A 20333-nucleotide genomic window follows, 5' to 3' on the forward strand; every position below is an offset into this window, starting at 1 on the left:
TTAATAATATATTAGTTGTTTTAAAATATGGAATGACCCTCTAAGTTAGACTAATTAATAACATTATTTAATATATAAGCATATTAAATAGAATTAGCCCAAAATCGCAATCAACATTGTACAGGATCGATTGCGGGGGTCTAAATGGCAGCCATAATGAAATTTTTGTCTTGAATAAGTAAGTTTTGTATTTGTTTTACAGGTCTTGTAAGTATCTCTACCTGTTTATATAAGTTAATAAGAAGAGTACTAATTATGTGTTTTAATTTTGATGATTGGTAACAGAAAAAAAACATCTTATCTCCCTTATTTTTAATTATACGAAAATGGTAACGAAAAAATTTTTTTTAGTCAAATTTTTTTTGTATAGAATGTGTACAATTTAATTGTGACTTTTTGAAATATTTGAATACATTTTATATATAACTTTTTAATAATATTTGAAATATGTTACTTTTACCCTTGGAATTTTTTTTTAAACTGATATACTTTTGCCTTAAAACAAAAAGCACACTTTTTACATACTTTTGTTTTATATTATTTTGAAAAATTTAATTTCGAGGCGAAATCATGGAAGAACAATATAGAATTGAACACGATTTTTTAGGTGAAAAAAAGATAGAAAAAGATGCCTACTATGGTATTCAAACATTAAGAGCAAGGGAGAATTTTGATATTACTCATACAAGTTTATCTCTGTTTCCTACTTTTATAAAATCTTTAGCAAAAGTGAAAAAGGCTTGTGCTTTAACTAACTTTGAGTTAGGTGATTTAAATGATATGCAAAGAGATGCAATAATTCAAGCTTGTAATGAGATTATTGATGGTAAGTTTCATGATCAATTTATAGTTGACCCAATTCAAGGTGGAGCAGGAACTTCAACTAATATGAATGCAAATGAAGTTATAGCAAATAGAGCTTTAGAGATATTAGCAAAACCAAGAAGTTCATACGATATTATACATCCAAATAATCATATCAATATGAGTCAGTCTACAAATGATGTTTATCCAACAGCAATAAAATTAACTTTATATGATTTAATTTATAAACTAAAAGATTCACTTAGATATCTAAGAGACAGTTTTGATGAAAAAGCTGTTGAGTTTAAAGATGTTCTTAAAATGGGAAGAACACAACTTCAAGATGCAGTTCCTATGACTTTAGGGCAAGAGTTTAAAACATATTCAGTAATGATTGATGAGGATATATTTAGATTAAGAGAAGCACAAGCTTTATTAAAAGAGGTAAATCTTGGAGCAACTGCAATTGGTACAGGAATAAATACTAAACCTGAATATAGAAGAAAAGTTATCAATAATCTAAGAGATGTAACAGGGGTTGATTACGAAAGTGCAGGGGATTTAATTGAAGCTACGCAAGATACTGGTGCTTTTGTTCATATCTCTGGAATCTTAAAAAGAGTTGCTATTAAAATCTCTAAAATTTGTAATGACTTAAGACTTTTAAGTTCTGGACCAAGAGCTGGATTAAATGAGATAAATCTTCCAAAAATGCAACCAGGAAGTTCAATTATGCCAGGAAAGGTTAATCCAGTTATTCCTGAAGTGGTAAATCAAGTTGCCTTTGAAGTAATTGGAGCAGATGCTACAATCTCTATTGCTTGTGAAGGTGGACAGCTTCAACTTAATGTATTTGAACCTTTAGTAGCATATAAACTATTTACATCAATTAATATGATGAGAAGATCATTTTACACTTTAGCTAAAAAATGTGTTAAAGGTATCACTGCAAATGAAGATGTTTGTATGAATAATATTTTAAATTCAGTTACATTGGTTACTTGCCTAAACCCAATTTTAGGTTATGAAAAAAGTTCAGCAATCGCTAAAGAAGCCCTTGCAACAAACAAAAGAGTATATGATATAATTTTAGAGCAAGAACTATTTACTAAAGAGGAGTTAGATGAACTTCTTCACCCTAAAAATATGGTAAATAACTATAATGTATAATAAGAACAACTCGTTGTTCTCTTTAGGTTTTCTCAAAGAGAGTCTAAAGACAAGTTTCTTTTAAGTGGAATTTATTTCCACTTTTTAAAAAGAAAATATAAAATAAAGGTCCCTAAAAAATGGGACATTTTTAAGGAATAAAATGAATGTAACTATTATAAATACAGGTGGAACTTTTAATAAAAGATATAATCCAATAAAAGGGCAACTTGAAGTACCTACAGATAATATTGCATTGGATAAGATTGTTGAATCTTGCCATAATGTAAATTTTGAGATTAAAAATGTGGTTTCAAAAGATAGTTTAGATATGGATGATAACGACAGACAAATCATTTGTGATGCTATAAAAGCTACTAAAAATGACAAAATTATAATTATTCATGGAACTGATACAGTTCATTTAACATCTGCTTTAATTAAAGAGGAAAAAATAGAAAAGAAAATTGTATTCACAGGAGCTATGGTTCCTATGAGTATTGATACTGTTGAAGCAACTATGAATTTCTCTCAAGCTTTAGGGTTTTTAAATGCAAACATAGATAATGGCACCTTTATCTCTATGCATGGAGTTGTAGTAGACTCTTCTAAACTTGTTAAAAATAGAGAATTAGGACAATTTCTTATCCAAAACTAATCATGTAACTTTTTTCTTAAAGAACCAAGTTGCAACAGCTAAGGTTACAATACCCAAAGCAATCATGGGAATAATTTCCCAGATTGCTATATCCCAAGATATATCTTTTAGAAATACCCCTTTTAAAACTATTAAAAAATATTTTAAAGCTACAAAATCTGTAAAAGGGATAAGCCAGTCAGGCATATTTTCTACGGGAGTTGCAAATCCAGACATCAAAATTGAAGGTACCAATAATACAAAAGCACCTAATATACCTTGTTGTTGGGTTGAAGATATAGATGAAATAAAAAGACCAAAACCTACAATAGAAAATACAAAAGCAAAAATTGCAAGGGCTAAAATCCAAAAAGAACCAAGAAATGGAACTTTAAAAAAGATAATAGCTGAAAGAAAAATCACTGCGGCTTCAATAATACTAATTACCATAGGTGGAATAGTTTTCCCAATAATTAAAACCATAGGACTTAAAGGTGCTACTGATATTTGCTCAAAAGTTCCGAGTTCTCTTTCTCTAGCTACTGATAATGAGGTTAAAATCAAAGCAATAATCATAGTCAAACTTCCAATTAGATTTGGAAGTATCCACCAAAAGTTATCAAGATTTGGGTTATACCAGTTTCTAACATAAACACTTTGTGAGTTTTTAGAAAAAGTGTTGTTAATAATCATTTGAATATAACCTATAGTAATTTGGGAACTATTAGACTTTCTTCCATCTCCAATAATTCCAATTTCTGCTTGTTGATTCTTTTTTAATCTATTTGAAAACTCTTGGGAAATATCTATAGCTACCATGATTTTTTGGGAGTCTAGTTTCTCTTTTAAATCTTTATTACTTTTTAAAAATAATACATCTGAAAATCTATCACTATATTTTAATGCTCTAATTAACTCTTTACTTTCATTTGAATTATCCCTATCTAGTACCCCAATGGAAACATCTTTTACTTCTAAAGTAACAGCAAAAGCAAAAAGAACTAATTGGATTATTGGAGGTACAATAATCACTATTCGTGAACGCTTGTCACTCCAAATTGCTAAAAACTCTTTTCTTATTAGGGCTAATAATTGATAAAACATTAACTTAACTTCTTTTTTGTGATTATAAAAATTATTGTAAAAAGTACAAAACCTATTAATAACATCCATAAAGTATTTGGAATGATGATTTCGTATACATCTCCTGTTAGAAACAAAGTTTGTAAAATAGTTGTAAAATAAGTAGCAGGTATAAAGTTTGTTATAACTTGAAGCCAATAGGGCATACTACTTATTTGAAATATAAAACCTGAAAGTATCATGGCCGGTAAAAATCCAATTATCAATGCCATTTGTGAAGCAACAAACTGATTTTTTGCTAAGGTTGAAATCAATAAACCTAAACTCAATGAAGGTATTAAATAAACAGCTGATGTGAGAAATAACATAAAATATGAGCCTCTATAAGGAATATCAAACCATAATAGAGTGATTAAAATACAAATAATAAGAGATAATATCCCAAGTACAAAATAGGGTAGAAGTTTACCTAAGAGTAACTCTAAAATTGTTGTTGGAGTTGACATAATAGCTTCCATTGTACCTCTTTCCCACTCCCTTGCAACAACTAAGGCTGTTAAAAGTGTACCAATAAGAGTTAAGATTACTGCAATTGAACCAGGAAGTAAAAAGTAGCTACTAAGCAAAGGGGCATTAAACCAATATCTTGTTTTTATATCTATCAAAGAGTTAGTTTTTAGATTTTCATAAGATAACCAATTTTGCCATAACTCTTGGGCATATTTATTTACATATCCTGCAATATTTGGCTCACTTCCATCTGTGATAATTTGAATTTTAGGATTATGATTTAAAATATCTTTATCAAAACTTGCAGGTATTATTACCATGGCTCTTAGATTTCCCTCTTGAAGATTTTTTTCAAAATATCTTCTATCTTTTGAAATAGTAACTTTAAAACTTTCACTACTTTCAAAAGCTTTTACTAAACTTGTAGTGTGTTTTGAAGTTTTTTCAACAACTATTCCAAGAGGTATATTTTTAGAATCAAGTGAGATTGCATAACCCATCAAAAAAAGTAACATCAAAGGTAGAATCAATGCTATTATTAAAGCACTAGGGTCTCTTATGATTTGTAAACTCTCTTTGATAAATATCGCTTTTAATCTTTGAAAACTAGGCATTATTATCTTCCCTTTTGATTAGCTCAATAAAAGCCTCTTCCATAGTTGCCTCAGATGAGATTTGACTTATTAGATTATGGGGAGTATCTAAAGCTATGGCTTTTCCTTTGTATATAAGTGCAATTCTGTCACAATATTCAGCTTCATCCATAAAGTGGGTTGTAACCATTATAGTCATACCTTTTTGTACCATTGCATAAATATGATTCCAAAACTCCCGTCTTGTTTGCGGGTCTATTCCTGAGGTTGGTTCATCTAAAAACAATACAACTGGATCATGCATCACTGCACATGCAAGTGAGAGTCTCTGTTTATATCCTAAAGGCAAGTTTTTTGAAGCAGTTTTTTTATATTTTTCAAGTTCAAATATTTTTATCATATCTTGAATTTTTTTGTTTTTATTTTTACCCTTTAAACCATAAACACCAGCAAAGAATTTTAGGTTTTCATATACAGAGATATCTCCATACAAAGAAAACTTTTGAGACATATATCCAATCTCTTTTCTTGCTTTATATGATGATTCTTGTAAACTCATACCTAAAACTTCAGCACTACCAGATGTTGGTTTCATAAGTCCACATAACATTTTAAATGTTGTAGATTTTCCTGCACCATTTGGTCCTAAAAAACCAAAAATTTCCCCTTTTTTAATTTTAAAATTTACATTATCAGTTGCTGTAAAACTTCCAAATTTTTTAGTTAGGTTTTTTGCTTGAATCAGGTGGGTATAATTGTTATCGTCTAGTTGTTTCATTTGTTTTGCTAGAAGTGATTCTCCATTGAATTCACCCTTTAAAATATTCATAAATCCATCTTCAAAGTTTGGTTCAATCTCTTCATATTTGCAATTAGAAGCTTCAATACTATCAAGATTTGGCAGTTTTTCTTTATTTTCACAAACAAGTTTTACACTGTTTCCTAAAATAACTCCATCTTTGATATCTTCATTTTTGAGTGCTAATCTTAGTGTTTTTCTTCTATCTTTAATTTCACCTTGGATTTTAAACACTTTACCTTTCATAGTATTACTTAAATCTGAAGGGATTCCATTAAAAAGTATTTTTCCTTCATTTAGAAGTATTACTTCATCACATAAAGCTGCTTCATCAAGGTAGGCTGTACTCCAAATAACTGTAACATTTTCTTCAATTAGTTGGTTTACTATTGCCCATAACTCTTTTCTTGAAATTGGATCAACTCCAACTCCTGGCTCATCAAGAAGTAAAAGTTTTGGTTTTTTTATTAAAGCACAAGCTAAACCTAATTTTTGTTTCATTCCCCCTGATAAATCCTTTGCTAAAAAAGATTTAAAGTTTTTTAGGTTTATAAATTCTAAAAGTTCAGTTATTCTATCTTTTTGTTTTGATTTTTCTATTGATTGTAAATCTGCATATAGTTGTAGATTTTCAAAGACAGTTAAATCTTCATATAAACCAAATTTTTGTGGCATATATCCAATTTGTTCTTGGACATTTTTTGCTTCTTTTGGAAGGGAAAAGTTTAAAACATTTAATTCCCCTTCATCAATATCCAAAAGACCTGTCATTAGTCTTATTAAGGTTGTTTTCCCTGCTCCATCAGGTCCCACTAGTCCAGTGATTTTTTTTTCTTTTATATTTAGGCTAATATTTGAAATAGCTTTAGTAGTACCAAAACTTTTTGAAATATTAAGAATCTTAACCAGCGACATAATTAATCTTAATCTAAATCTTCATATTCAATAGTTACAGGCATCCCTTGTCTAATAAACTTATCAGGGTTTTCAATAATCAATCTTACCCTATAAACAAGTTGTGTTCTTAACTCTTGAGTTTGGACATTTTTAGGGGTAAATTCTGCTTGAGCAGAGATAAAACTAACCCTTGCATCATAAGGTTTATCAGGTTTGCTATCTGTATAAACTTTTGCTTTCATATTAGCTTGAATCAAACCTAGATATTTTTCATCAATATAGCTTCTAATCCAAAACTCATCAGTAAGAGCTATTTCAAAAATAGGTGTTCCCACATCAACAATTGCTCCAACTTCATGTGCTCTTGTTAAAATAGTTCCATCATTTGGTGAAATAAGTTTTGTATCTTCAATACGAATTGCTGCTTTTTCAAGGTTTGCTTGTAGTGTTTCAAGTTGAGCATAAGCCATTTGGATATCTTGTTTTAAGTATCCATTTTTCATCTGTTCATAACTACTTTTTGCCAAATCAACTTGTGCTTTTGCTTCTTCATAGGCAAAAGTATAATCATCAAAAAGTTGATTAGAAATAGAATTTGTTTCTTTTAGTTTTTTATTTCTTTCATAATCTTTTTTAGCTTTATTTAGAGAAACAACACTTCTATCATATGAAGCTTTTGCTTTTGAAATCTCTTCTTGTCTGTAGCCATTTTCAAGCTTGTCTATTTGCGCTTTTTGCATTTTTATTTGAGCTTGAATTGCTTTATAGTTTTGTTGGTATAAATCATCTTTTAAACTTGCTAAAGTTTGACCTTTTTTTACAGTTTGTCCTTCATCTAATGCTAGTTTATCAATTTTCCCTGATACTCTAAATCCTAGTGTTACTGTTCTTAAATCTACATTTCCGAAAAATTTAGTTGTTTCCTCTTTTTTAAAGCATCCTGTAAAAAGTATAAAAATAATAAATGATAGGGTATAAATAGTTATTTTTTTCATAAAAAAATCCTGTTTTGCGTAAGTGTATAATTATATCTAAAATGAGTTTATAAATGTAAAAAGTGATTATTAATGAAAGTTATATGATATGAGATAAAAATCTCATATCTATTTAGTTGTTGGGTCAGAAAAAACTCTAGTTGATAACTCTTTGTCTATTGTATAAAGTCCATATCCATTGTCCCCAACTAATTTAATATGGTCTATAATCTCTTTTAAAGTAGCTTCCTCTTCTACTTGTTCTGTTACATACCACTGAAGTAAATTATATGTTGCATGGTCTTTTTCTCTCATAGCAATATCACTTAAGATATTTAAATTTTTTGACATTTTTTGTTCGTGGGCTAAAGCTTTTTTGAATACATCTAATAAAGAATTGTATTCAACTTTTACTCCCTCAATTGAAGGTAGTTTTAATTCTACATCTTGGTCTTCTAAATATTTAAAAAGTTTCATTCCGTGGGCAATCTCTTCTTGGTATTGAATTAAAAACCAACTTGAAGAGCCATTAAAACCCTCTTTTGAACAGTATGCACTCATTCCAAGATATAGATATGCAGAGTGATACTCTTTGTTTAATTGCTCTATTAATGCTTTTTGTAATTCTTTACTAATCATATTTGCTCCTTTTTTGTTTGTATAATTAGTTATAACAGATAAAAGCTAATGATACGGTTACATTTATAACTTAGATAGCTTTTTAAAAGTAACATAACTATTTTTTAGATAAAATCCCAAAAATATTTTAAGAGTAATTTAAAAGGACAAATATGGCAATTTATACATGTGGGCATACTACACCTGATTCAGATTCTATCTGTTCAGCAATATCTTTAGCTTATCTTTTAAACAAGATTGGAAGAGAAGCTATTCCAGCTAGACAAGGAGCAGTATCTCCTGAGACTCAGTTTATTTTAGACAGATTTGGTTTTGAAGCACCAGAACTAAAAACTGAATTTGCTGGTTGTGAACTATTTATAACAGATTATTCAGATAGAGGACAAGCTCCTAAAGATTTAGATGAAGCTACAGTTGTTGGTATTGTTGATCACCATAAATTAGGAGATATTACAACTTCTACTCCTTTAGAGTGTTGGATTAGACCAGTTGGGTGTACAAATACAATTGTAAAAGAGATGTATGATTATCATGGTGTTGAAATTCCTGCAAATATTGCTGGGGTTATGCTGTGTGCGATTCTTTCTGATACAGTTATTTTCAAATCTCCTACATGTACAGAAATTGATATTAAAGCTGTTAGAGAGTTAGCTGCAATTGCTGGTGTTGAAGATTTTGGAGCACTTGGAATGGAGATGTTTAAAGTTAAATCAGCTGTTGAAGGTGTACCTGTTAGAGATTTAATATTAAGAGATTATAAACCATTTGATATGCATGGTAGAAAAGTTGGAATTGGTCAATTAGAAGTTATTGATTTAGCTATTTTTGATTCAGTAAAAGATGAACTACAAGCTGATTTAGAAAAACTAAGAGAAGAGGAAGGTCTTCATACAGCTTGTTTACTTTTAACAGATATTATGAAAGAGGGAAGTGAAATTTTAGTGTCAAGTACTGATTCTTCAGTTTTTGAAAAAGCTTTTGATTGTAAACTTGATAACAACAAAGTTTGGTTAGATGGTTGTTTATCAAGAAAAAAACAAATTATCCCTTTCTTAGAACCTGCATTTGCATAAAAAGAAGACAGTTTTCTGTCTTCTTTTAAATAAAAAACTACTTATAATCTAAAAAAATATTTTTATCTGTTTTAATAATCTTTTTAATTTTTATATTTAAATTATACTAATTTGATATGAAATAACTTTTTTTGGACTATTATCTATATAATGTTACTAAAGGTTATTTAATAAATAATATTATAAATAGTAAAAATAACCTTAGAGTTTAAAACTTTATTAAAAGTTTAAATTTAGTAAAATATATGAATTAATCATTTTTAGGAACTTTTATGCAAATTAAAACACTCAAAAACTATTTTCGTGTCGCAATGGTAAGTATTACATTTTCATTATTTTTAGTTTTTTATCTTTTTTCATCTTATATTCATACAAATTTAGCAATTCAAGAGAATCAGAAAATATCAGAAGCCTTATCAAAACAAGTTTTTAATTCTATGTATCAAGTTATGAGACAAGGATGGAGTAGGGAGCAATTACAAGATTTTATAAATGTTACAAAAAATTCTTTTGAGGGAAGTTCATACTCTGTAGATATTTACAGAGGTCAAAAAGTTGAAGGTTTATTTGGGAAAATTGAACAAGGAAAAATTACTGAAGATATAAAAAAAGTATTTGAAACAAAAGAGAAACTTTTTGAATCTGATGAAAAATCAATGCAAAGCGTATTACCTATAATTGCCAAAAATGAGTGTTTACAGTGTCATACAAATTCAAAAGAGGGTGATGTTTTAGGAGCAGTTAAAGTTGATTATAATTTTGAAGAGATAGTTGATTCAACACAAAGTAAATATTTACTTTTTTCTTTGATTATACTTCCAATTATGTTTTTAATAGCTTATTATATCTCTTTAAAAATACTAAAAAGAATCAATTTTGCTATAGAAAATTTTAAAGACAAAATAGAAAATGTAAACTCTGTAAAAGATTTTAAAAATATTGATACAACTCACGCAAAAGATAGTTTCAAAGAGTTTGAACAAATTATGGCAGGATTAGACACTTTAAGTGGCAAATTAAAAAATATTGCAGTTGATAAAAGTATATTAGAGTTTGAAGTTAAACTTTTAGATAAGATGGTTATTACGTCTGATATTATCAAAGATTGGAAAGAGTATATTAAGGATTTATTACATGAAATCCACAATGTTTTACCTGTTTATTGTTTAATTACTATATTTAAAACAGATGAAGAAAACTATGAGATAGAGATATTTTGGCTTGGTAAACCTGATGAAAATATAAAAAAACATCTTGAAGAAACAGCAATTAATATGATTACTCAGTACCACAATATGACAGTTATTGATTATTCTTTAAAACATAATATTTCAACTGAAGAACATGATTTAGTATTAACAATTGATGATATTGAACATGAAGCGAAATCTATACTTTTAGATGCTCCAAGAATTGGTGGAATAGTAGGACTTGGTATTCAATCAAATACTGAAAAAGACTCGATTCATTCTATCGTTATTGATTCTATTTTAACTACTCTTTTAAATTTAGTTGGATCAATTAAAGCAATCAACAAGTATACAGAAAATCTTGAATTTTATGCAACAAGAGATCCTTTAACTGGACTTTTTTCTCAAAGGGTATTTAGAGATCTACTTCATTATGAGATAAAAAGAGCAGCAAGACATGAATATAAATTTGGTGTTTTAGTTATAGATTGTGATAATTTTAAACCTATAAATGATACTTATGGCCATAGTTTTGGTGATGACTTTTTAGTAGAGTTTGCTAATCTTTTAGAGGCTTCAAAAAGAGATGAAGATATACTTTCTAGATATGGTGGTGATGAGTTTACTTTAATCTTACCCGAAAGTACAGAAAAAGAAGTATATACTGTTGCATTAAGAATACTTGAAAAAGTAGAGAAGTTAGAAATTGATGCTCCTGATGGTACAAAAGTTGGAGTGACTGTATCTATTGGAATGGCTATTTATCCAGACCATTCTACAGAACCAAAAGAGTTATTTAATATAGCAGATGGGATGATGTATGAAGCAAAAAATCAAGGTAAAAACTCTATTAGATTCCCAAGTGAATACGATATAGAAAAAATCCATCAAGATATAGAAGATAAATCTATGATAGTTCTTGATGCAATTAAAAATGAAAAAATAATTCCTCACTTCCAACCAATTATGAATACCTCTACTAATACAATTGAGATAAATGAATTACTTATGAGAATTGAGGTTGAAGATGAAGTATTAACTGCTGGTAAATTTATTGAGACAGCTGAATCTTTAGGTATTGTTCATAAAATGGATTATTTAGTAATAGAAAAGGCATTTAAGAAAATTAATGAAACAAATTATAAAGGATTATTATTTGTTAATCTTTCTCCAAAAGCACTTATAATAGGGGAATTTATTGAAAAAATTGTAAATCTTACTCATGTTTATAATATTGATAAAAAGAATATTGTATTTGAAATAACTGAGCGTGAAACTGTAAAAAGTTTTTCATTACTTGAAAAATTTGTTCAAAATCTTAAAATGGAAGGTTTTAGTTTTGCAATTGATGATTTTGGTTCAGGATTCTCAACTTTCCATTATGTAAAAAAATTCCCAATTGATTATATTAAAATTGATGGTGACTTTATTATTAATATATATAAAGATGAAAAAGATTTAGCTTTTGTAAAATCAATTGTGGCATTAGCTAAGGAGTTAAAAGTATTTACAATTGCAGAGTTTGTTGAAGATGAAAAAATATTAGAGTTTCTAAAAGAGATTGAGGTTGATTATGCGCAAGGCTTCTATATAGGTAAACCTGCTCCTGAATTATCAACTAAACTATAATAGTGGAAACTATTGTTTTTAAAAATAAAGCTCTACCTTTTGTAGAGCTTAGATATGTAAAAGAGATACCTGCTTGCTCAAAAAAACATCTGCATAAAGAGCTTACTTTTACTGCAATAAAAAAAGGTCAATTAAATATAGAATTTAATGAAAACAATTTTTTACTAGATGTTGGTGAAATAGTATTAATCAATAAAGATATTGTTCATTGTGCTACTTTGAACAGAAGTTCTAAAGATGGATATGTATTATATTTAGATGAAGAGTTTTTGATTGAAAATAGTTTTTCTTTTCCAAAAAGATATGAACATCTAAAACAAAAAGATTTATATGAAAGATTTATTTTCTTTTGTGATTCTTTATTGGATAAAAATATATCTTTAATAGAAAAAAAAGAGTTACTATATCTTTTTTGTTTGGATATTTTTACATCAAAATCAAATGATAAAAAAGATGAAGAAAATCAAAATCTATCATCACAAATTAAAGAGTATCTAGATGAAAATTTTTTGGAAGAAATCTCTTTAGACGATTTATCAAGAAGGTTTGGGATTACAGAAGTTCATCTTATACGAGTTTTTAAAAAAAGTTTTGGTTTACCTATTCATTCTTATATACTTAACAAAAAAGTTCATTTGGCAAAAGAGTTGTTACTTTCAAAAGCACCTATTGTCGAAGTTGCATTAAAAAGTGGTTTTTTTGACCAAAGCCATTTGAATAGATGTTTTAAAAGGGTTTTTCAAATAACTCCAAAGCAGTTTCAAAAAAATATTTTAGATAAATGTTAATTTTGTACAAGATTTAATTTTATTATTTCTCTATACTTTTATAAATTTTAAAAGGAGAGAATATATGATAAATAACTTTTTTAATACAATAATCTACAAAAACCATCTCTTCCTCTAATTCTTACTTAACTTAACAAATACAATCAACAATAATTTTACAATTTGGAGAATAAAATGAAATTTAAAAAATATAGACAATATCCTATTGTCCAAAATTTTAATAGAACTTGGCCAGATAATCAAATAGAAAATGCACCAATATATTGCAGTGTTGATTTAAGAGATGGCAATCAAGCATTAGTAAATCCTATGGGAATAACTGAAAAGTTAGAGTATTTTAATACTTTAATAAAAATGGGTTTTAAACAAATTGAAGTAAGTTATCCAAGTGCTTCACAAACTGATTTTGATTTTACTAGAAAACTGATTGAAGAGAATCTAATTCCCGATGATGTTTTTATACAAATCCTAATACCTGCCAAAAAAGAGTGGATAAAAAAAAGTGTTGAAGCTATGAAAGGGGTAAAAAATGGAATATTTCATTTATATAATCCAACAAATGAGTTTCAAAAAAAAGTAGTCTTTAAAAAATCAGATGAAGAGATTATTTCAATGGCTGTTGAGGCAATGGTATATTTAAAACAATTAACAAAAGATTTTGAAGGAAATGTCATTTATCAGTATTCTCCTGAGAGTTTTTCTCAAACAGATTTAGGTTTTGCTTTAGAGATATGCAACAGTGTAATTAAAGTTGTTGAACCTACACCTAATCAAAAAATGATAATAAATCTTCCAAACACTTTAGAGTCTTGTACTGCTAATATATATGCAGATAGAATTGAATGGATGAGTAGTAATTTAAATTATAGAGATTCAATAATCTTAAGTGTTCATCCACATAATGATAGAGGCACATCAGTAGCTTCAGCAGAGTTAGCCATATTAGCAGGAGCACAAAAAGTAGAAGGTACTTTGTTTGGAAATGGTGAAAGGGCAGGGAATTTGGATTTGGTTAATTTCGCTTTTAATATTTATTCCCAAGGGATTAATCCTAATCTTGATTTATCATTTATTGATGAAGTAAAAAAAATGTATGAAAAAAGAACAAATTTAAATATTCATTCAAGACACCCTTTTGTTGGAGATATGATATTTACAGCATTTAGTGGTGGACATCAAGATGCAATAAAAAAAGGAATTGATTTTTATAGAAAAGAAAACTGTAAAGAGTGGAATGTTCCATATTTGTTAATTGATCCAAAGGATATAAACAGAGGTTATGAAGATGTTATTAGAGTTAATTCACAATCTGGAAAAGGTGGAGTGAAATTTATAATTGAAGAGTTTTTTTCAACAAAATTATCAAATGAAGAATCAATTAAATTTGGACAAATTATTAAGTTGTTAAGTGATAAATTACAAAGAGAATTAACAAAAGATGAGATAATCTCTGCATATAAAAGTGAGATGAAATAAAAAGTATTTTTATATTATTACAAATTGATATATTTTAAACTTTTTATATATTTTTATTATAAGATAATAAAAAAGTTGGAATAAAATGGCAGAGCAGTTAAAAAATGTTTATACTTTAAAATATATTGAAAATTTAGCTAATAAAATAAAAGAAAATTGTAATAGCTTTGATACAATAAATTTTATCAATGATATATTTGATAACACTTGGGAAGGTTTAGAACTAAAACAAAGGATGAGACATATTGTTTTTGTTTTAAACAAATATCTTCCTTTTTCCTATGCAAAACAACTTGAAGTTTTAAAGCCAGTATCAAAAGATTTTACTGGCTTTGAGGCTATGTTTTTTCAAGATTTTGTAGAAGTTTATGGATTAGATGATTTTGAAAACTCTATGAAAGCATTAGAGGTTTTTACTCAAGATTCAAGTAGTGAATTTGCTATAAGACAGTTTATTATTAAATATGAAAATCAAACAATGAATCAAATGAAAATTTGGGCAAAATCTTCAAATGAACATTTAAGAAGATTGGCTTGTGAAGGGTGTAGACCTAGGCTTCCTTGGGCTATTGCTTTACCAACTTTTAAAGAAAATCCTACTAAAGTTTTAGAAATCATCGAAATACTTAAAAATGATACAAGTAAATATTTTCAAAAAAGTGTTGCAAACAATCTAAATGATATCTCAAAAGATAACCCAAAATTAGTTATTGAGTTTTTGAGTAAAAATTTAGGAAAAAACAAAAGCCTTGATTGGATTTGTAAACATGCAGCAAGAACACTTCTAAAAAATGGAAATAAAAAAGTATTAGAGTTGTTTGGATATGTAAAATCTTCACATATAAAAATTATAGATTTTGTATTAGATAAAGATGTAAAACTCTCAGAAGATTTGAATTTCTCTTTTAAACTAAGTAGTTTTGAAACTCTTGGTAATGTTAGAGTTGAATATATGATTTATTATAAAAAATCAAACAACACACATAATAAAAAAGTTTTTATGATTAGTCAAAATGAAATAAAAACAAAAGAGAAATTATTTACAAAAAAACAAAGTTTTAAAGATATGACCACAAGAAAACATTACAAAGGGTTACACTTTATCTCAATTGTTGTAAATGGGGAAGAAAAGATAAAAAAGGAATTTAATTTACTATGACACCAGCAGTAAATCTACTTAAAAAAAATAAAATAAAATTTGAAATACACAAATATGACCATGACCCAGACAATACAGATTTTGGAAAAGAGGCTGTTGAAAAGCTAAATTTGGATGCTAATAGAGTTTTCAAAACACTTCTTACAGAATTAACTCCAAAAGAGTTAGTAGTTTGTGTTATACCTGTATCAAAAATGTTAAGCTTAAAAGATGTTGCATCAACTTTTGGTGTAAAAAAAGCACAAATGGCAAATAAAGATGAAGCTCAAAAAGTAACAGGTTATTTACTTGGTGGAATTTCACCTTTAGGTCAAAAGAAGAGGCTTAAAACAGCTATTGATAAAAGTGCATTTGAGTTCGATACTATCTATATTAGTGGTGGAAAAAGAGGTTTGGATATTGAAGTTAATCCAAATGATTTAAAAAAGTTATTAAATGCCAAAGAAGAAAAAATAAGCACTTGATATAAATTATATACTTGTATATTATTTTAACAAATCTTTAATCTTTTAAGAGTAGTATTATTGTAAATATATTAAAAAAAGGATTTACAATGGGTACTACATCTGATATGAATGCGATTTGTTCGCAACTTCTTACTCCAGAAGATTTAAATATTTCCAATGAGTTATTTAATGAAGTTATTCAGAACAATATAGTTACTCACATCACTGATAGTCAAGATTCAAAAAGTATAAAAATATATTCAACTTATCAACTTTTTTTATCTTCTATAACTCCAATTTTACATGATATAGGGTTTATGATTGTAGATGAAGTAACTTATAATATTAGAAATGGTTCAAAGCTTATTTTTGTTTCAAGATTCAATTTAAGAATTTTTGAGGATAGTGAGTTAAAAAGAATAGAAGCTTCTAAAAATAATTTAGAACAAACAATTACTAAGTGTTTAAAAGACCATTCAGTTAAACATTCAAAGGTTTTTTCATTAGTATATAATCAAAATTTTGATTTTAGAAAACTTATGCTTATTCGAGCATTTATAGAGTATTTAGACCAAGCTGTTCTTACAATTAATAGTGCAACTATTTTAAATACCTTAACAAATCATCATATTATTACTGATCTATTTGTTGAGTATTTTATTAATAGGTTTGATCCAAAGATTAAAAAAAGAGATGAAAAGATAAAAGTTATTGAGGAAAAAATTGAAGAAAAAATTAAACAAATTCCTCAAATTATGGATGATAGAATTTTAAAACTTACATTTTCATTTTTACAATCTTTATTAAGAACAAACTATTTCTTAGAGAAAGAAACAATCTCTTTAAAAATTGATACAAAATGCTTTGGAGAAAACCTAAAAGGGCTTCAACCAAATCTTGAAAACTTTATTTTCCATCCAGATTTTTATGGTGTACATTTAAGAATGAGTAATATTAGTAGAGGTGGATTAAGATGGAGTGATAGACATGATGATTATCGTCAAGAGGTTAAATCTTTAATGATAACTCAAGAGGGTAAAAACTCTATTATTATTCCTGATGGTTCAAAAGGTGGATTTGTAATAAACAAAGATACCTCAGAAGTTACAAAAGAGTATTTTACAAAAATTTATTCAATGTATATTAATGCTAACTTAGATTTAGTTGACAATATGATTGATGGAAAAGTTGTACAAGATGAAAAGATTGTAGCTTATGATGGGGAAGATCCATATTTTGTAGTTGCTGCTGATAAAGGAACAGCAGCTATGAGTGATGTAGCTAATGAGATTGCAATTAGTAGAAACTACTGGCTAGGTGATGCTTTTGCAAGTGGTGGAAGTAATGGTTATGGTCATAAAGATTTAGGTATTACAGCCAGAGGGGCTTTAATGTCAACGAAGAGATTCCTTGTTGAAATGGGAATGGATATGTATAAAGATAGCATCTCTGTAGTTGGTATTGGTTCTATGAGTGGAGATGTTTTTGGTAATGGAATGATTGAGTCTGATAAGTTTAAACTTTATGGTGCTATTGGACACAAAGAGATATTTATTGACCCAAATCCAGATTTAGAAGAGAGTTTTAAAGAGAGAAAAAGACTATTTGAATCTAAATCTGGTGGTTGGGCTCATTATGATAAATCAAAAATCTCAAAAGGTGGTGGAATCTTTTTAAGAAGTGACAAAGAGATTGAATTAACTGCTGAGATGAAAAAACTATTTAATACAAAGAAAAAAGTTGTAAGTGGTGAAGAGCTTTGTGTACTTTTATTGAAAATGGATGTTGATTTATTCTTTAATGGTGGAGTTGGTACATATGTTAAAGCAAGTGATGAAAACTCTATTGATATTGGTGATAAACAAAATGAAGCTGTTAGAATAGATGCTACTGATTTAAGAGCAAAAATAGTTTGCGAAGGTGGAAACTTAGGTTTTACTCAAAGAGCTAGAATAGAATATGCTTTAAATGGTGGTAGAATCAATATAGATGGTATTGACAATGCAGGTGGAGTTGATACTTCAGACCATGAAGTAAACTTAAAAATCTTACTAAATACAGTTAGTACACACGAAGATTTATGTTCAGAAGAGAGACAAAATACTTTAAAATCTATGACAGACCAAGTTGTGAAATTAGTATTGGATAGTAATTATAATCAATCTTTAGCAATATCTTTAGATGAAAGGTTTTCAAGAAAACATCTAAACAATTTCTTAAGTGCTATAGAAGTATTGGAAAATCATGTTGATGCTTTTAATAGAGCATCTTTTTTTATTCCTAAAAATGAAAATATTCATGAGGTTATTGATATTAATGATTCTATAGTAAGACCTGTTTTATGTTCATTATTATCTTATTCAAAAATCTTTATTAAAAAAATATTATTAGATTCAAGCCTTATTGATGAGCAATTTGCTTTACCATATCTTTATAGATATTTCCCAAAATCATTTATAAGTGCTTATGAACATGATATTTTAAATCATCCACTAAAAAGAGAGATTATTGCAACAAAAATAGCTGATGCAATTGTAAACTCTCAAGGGTGTACTTTTATTAGTGATTATGAAAAGTTAGGAAATGAAAGGTTTTTATTAAAAATCCAATCATACTTAGTTGCAAAAAGATTATTTGGTGGTAAAGAGATTAGAGATAAAATCTATTCTCAAGATTATATTATGGATGTTGAAAAACAATATGACTTAATCAATAAACTAGAATATATCTTATCAGCAAGTACTAGATGGATGGTTAAATATTTAAAGAAAAACCAATTAGACTCAGCTCATATTTTAGATCACAAAAAAGAGTTATTCTCTTTACTAGAACAAGTACATAATCAGAAAATTGAAGTCTTGATTGAAGATGATGAAACATTTAATTTATTCTTCTCTGTAATTGATTATTTAAGATTTGCTATTCCAGCAATAGTTATTAGAAGTAGTACGAATCATCAATTTAAAGATGTAGTTATTGTATTTTATTCATTAATCCATGAGTTTAATATCTTGGATATAATTGTGGCATTAAATAAAATCAAAATTGCAAATAAGAACGATTTAGTACTTAGAAATCAAGTATTACAGTTTATTGAGTTTATTGTTGTTCATTACACTAAAAAAATATTAAACTTTCAAAGAATAAATGAAGAGGCAGATGTTGCTTTTTCAAATTTTATTAATAATGAAAAAGATACATTTTATAAAGTTCGAGATACTCTTGATACATTTATGACAAAAGACAATAAAGATATTAAAGAAATAGCAGTTACAGTTAATCAAATGATGGTTTCTTTACTATAACAAAAAGTTATAATAATAGCATAAGGAAAAGTTAATTAAAAATTAAAAAAATAGATAACTTTAACTTATGACTATTATTTTAAGTTCTGATATGATAAAGTCCAAAATAAAGGAGTTATAATGACTAGTAATACAAATGATGAATTAACTTTAGATAAAATAGAAGACTATAATGGAAAAGAGTCAAAAGAGAAAAGAAATACAGTTAAACTTGTAGTTATTTTCTGCTTAGTAGTTGGTGCAATTTTTGCAGTAATTAAATCAACAAGTACTGTAGATGATTATGTTGGTACAAAAGAAGCACCAGGTATAACAGCAGTAAAAAAATAATTTTTTATATAATAATTAAAAGGTATATTACTAATCCAATATACCTTTTTTCTTTCATTTTCAACTTAAATTTTAGTTTAATCTACTATAATCATAATCTTATAATATACCTGTATTGTATATACAACTAATCATTAAAAAGGTTAAACTTAATGAAACATATATTTATAATATTAAATATAATTATTCTTTTATCTGGATGCGCTTCAAATAATCAAGCTTTAGAAATCAAAAAAACAAATAAAGAAAAAGAATTAGAAAAACAAAATAAACTACTAGACAAAGAGATAAAAAAACTAAAAAAAGAAAATGATGAAAAAGTAGAACAACAAACTGAACCTAAAGTTATAATCAAAGAAAAAACAAAAATTGTTGTGGTTGAAAAATCAGTTACAAATGATTCAAAAATTGTTGTTGGTGCTGCTGAATATGTTTATATTCCTTTATTAGATTTAACTTTGAAAGCTAGAGTTGATACTGGTGCAACAACTACATCTTTACATGCTCTTGATATAAAAGAGTTTGAAAGAGATGGAGAAAAATGGGTTAAATTTAAATTTGAGAATTCAAAAGGAAAATTAACTGATTGGTCTTTACCTGTTGAAAGAATTGTTAGTATTAAACGTCATGGTATGAAAAACCAACAAAGATATGTAGTGAAAATAAGAATTAATTTAGGAAAAATTAGTCAACTAGTTGATGTATCATTAACAAATAGAGAAAAGTTTTCTTATTCTGCATTAATAGGTAGAAATTTTTTAAATGGATATGCTGTAGTAGATGTCTCAAAAAAATATGTAACAAAACCTATTAAGAAGTAAAAATGAAACCTTCATATAAAATTTTTCTTTT

16 protein-coding genes are annotated in these 20333 nt (G+C 27.4%); 11 read left to right on the plus strand and 5 right to left on the minus strand.

The genetic code is table 11. The features are described from left to right. The first annotated feature begins 570 nt into the window (after window positions 1-570). Both aspA and ACKU3H_RS08850 read left to right on the plus strand, forming a co-directional pair. Entirely contained in the window at window positions 571-1974 is a 1404-nt protein-coding gene (gene aspA, locus ACKU3H_RS08845) for an aspartate ammonia-lyase (RefSeq protein ID WP_320033483.1), read from the plus strand. Between the two features lie 142 nt (window positions 1975-2116). Continuing rightward, window positions 2117-2611 carry an asparaginase domain-containing protein gene (locus ACKU3H_RS08850; protein ID WP_320033484.1) on the plus strand — a complete coding sequence of 165 codons (495 nt, stop codon included), beginning with the start codon at window positions 2117-2119 and terminating at the stop codon, window positions 2609-2611. Here the strand turns inward: ACKU3H_RS08850 and ACKU3H_RS08855 are convergent, their stop codons facing one another. The 5 genes from ACKU3H_RS08855 to ACKU3H_RS08875 form a co-directional block, all read right to left on the minus strand. Then, on the minus strand, window positions 2612-3694 hold the full coding sequence (locus tag ACKU3H_RS08855) for an ABC transporter permease (protein ID WP_320033485.1): 1083 nt from the start codon (window positions 3692-3694) through the stop codon (window positions 2612-2614). It abuts the gene before it with no gap. Further along, a complete protein-coding gene (locus ACKU3H_RS08860; RefSeq protein ID WP_320033486.1) occupies window positions 3694-4797 on the minus strand; it encodes an ABC transporter permease in 1104 nt (367 codons plus the stop codon). Before ACKU3H_RS08860 ends, ACKU3H_RS08855 begins: the two co-directional genes overlap by 1 nt. Then, window positions 4790-6490, minus strand: a complete 1701-nt coding sequence (locus ACKU3H_RS08865; RefSeq protein WP_320033487.1) for an ATP-binding cassette domain-containing protein — start codon at window positions 6488-6490, stop codon at window positions 4790-4792. The genes ACKU3H_RS08860 and ACKU3H_RS08865 overlap by 8 nt, the downstream gene beginning before the upstream one ends. Before the next feature lie 8 nt (window positions 6491-6498). Then, entirely contained in the window at window positions 6499-7467 is a 969-nt protein-coding gene (locus tag ACKU3H_RS08870; RefSeq protein ID WP_320033488.1) for an efflux RND transporter periplasmic adaptor subunit, read from the minus strand. Between the two features lie 108 nt (window positions 7468-7575). Continuing rightward, window positions 7576-8085: a ferritin gene (locus ACKU3H_RS08875; protein ID WP_320033489.1), complete on the minus strand. Its 510-nt coding sequence runs from the start codon at window positions 8083-8085 to the stop codon at window positions 7576-7578. Window positions 8086-8237: 152 nt separating this feature from the next. Here ACKU3H_RS08875 and ACKU3H_RS08880 point away from each other — a divergent pair, with 152 nt between their 5' ends. The 9 genes from ACKU3H_RS08880 (at window position 8238) to ACKU3H_RS08920 (ending at window position 20302) form a co-directional block, all read left to right on the plus strand. Next, window positions 8238-9158, plus strand: coding sequence for a manganese-dependent inorganic pyrophosphatase (locus ACKU3H_RS08880; RefSeq protein WP_320033490.1), 921 nt, complete (start codon window positions 8238-8240; stop codon window positions 9156-9158). Between the two features lie 272 nt (window positions 9159-9430). Then, window positions 9431-11977 (plus strand): bifunctional diguanylate cyclase/phosphodiesterase, encoded by a 2547-nt coding sequence (locus tag ACKU3H_RS08885; RefSeq protein WP_320033491.1) that lies wholly within the window; start codon window positions 9431-9433, stop codon window positions 11975-11977. A 2-nt stretch (window positions 11978-11979) separates the two neighbouring features. Continuing rightward, window positions 11980-12765, plus strand: coding sequence for an AraC family transcriptional regulator (locus tag ACKU3H_RS08890; protein WP_320033492.1), 786 nt, complete (start codon window positions 11980-11982; stop codon window positions 12763-12765). A 174-nt stretch (window positions 12766-12939) separates the two neighbouring features. Next, window positions 12940-14241, plus strand: a complete 1302-nt coding sequence (locus tag ACKU3H_RS08895; RefSeq protein WP_320033493.1) for a 2-isopropylmalate synthase — start codon at window positions 12940-12942, stop codon at window positions 14239-14241. 85 nt (window positions 14242-14326) lie between these two features. After that, window positions 14327-15400, plus strand: a complete 1074-nt coding sequence (locus ACKU3H_RS08900) for a DNA alkylation repair protein (protein WP_320033494.1) — start codon at window positions 14327-14329, stop codon at window positions 15398-15400. Then, window positions 15397-15864, plus strand: a complete 468-nt coding sequence (gene ybaK / locus ACKU3H_RS08905) for a Cys-tRNA(Pro) deacylase (RefSeq protein ID WP_320033495.1) — start codon at window positions 15397-15399, stop codon at window positions 15862-15864. Before ACKU3H_RS08900 ends, ybaK begins: the two co-directional genes overlap by 4 nt. An 89-nt stretch (window positions 15865-15953) precedes the next feature. After that, on the plus strand, window positions 15954-19151 hold the full coding sequence (locus ACKU3H_RS08910; RefSeq protein WP_320033496.1) for an NAD-glutamate dehydrogenase domain-containing protein: 3198 nt from the start codon (window positions 15954-15956) through the stop codon (window positions 19149-19151). A gap of 120 nt (window positions 19152-19271) precedes the next feature. After that, window positions 19272-19481, plus strand: a complete 210-nt coding sequence (locus tag ACKU3H_RS08915) for a hypothetical protein (RefSeq protein WP_320033497.1) — start codon at window positions 19272-19274, stop codon at window positions 19479-19481. Between the two features lie 152 nt (window positions 19482-19633). Next, complete coding sequence (locus tag ACKU3H_RS08920) at window positions 19634-20302, plus strand: RimK/LysX family protein (RefSeq protein ID WP_320033498.1); 669 nt, start codon at window positions 19634-19636, stop codon at window positions 20300-20302. Window positions 20303-20333: the final 31 nt, after the last annotated feature.

This window comes from Halarcobacter sp. (assembly GCF_963675975.1).
Taxonomy (GTDB): Bacteria; Campylobacterota; Campylobacteria; order Campylobacterales; family Arcobacteraceae; genus Halarcobacter.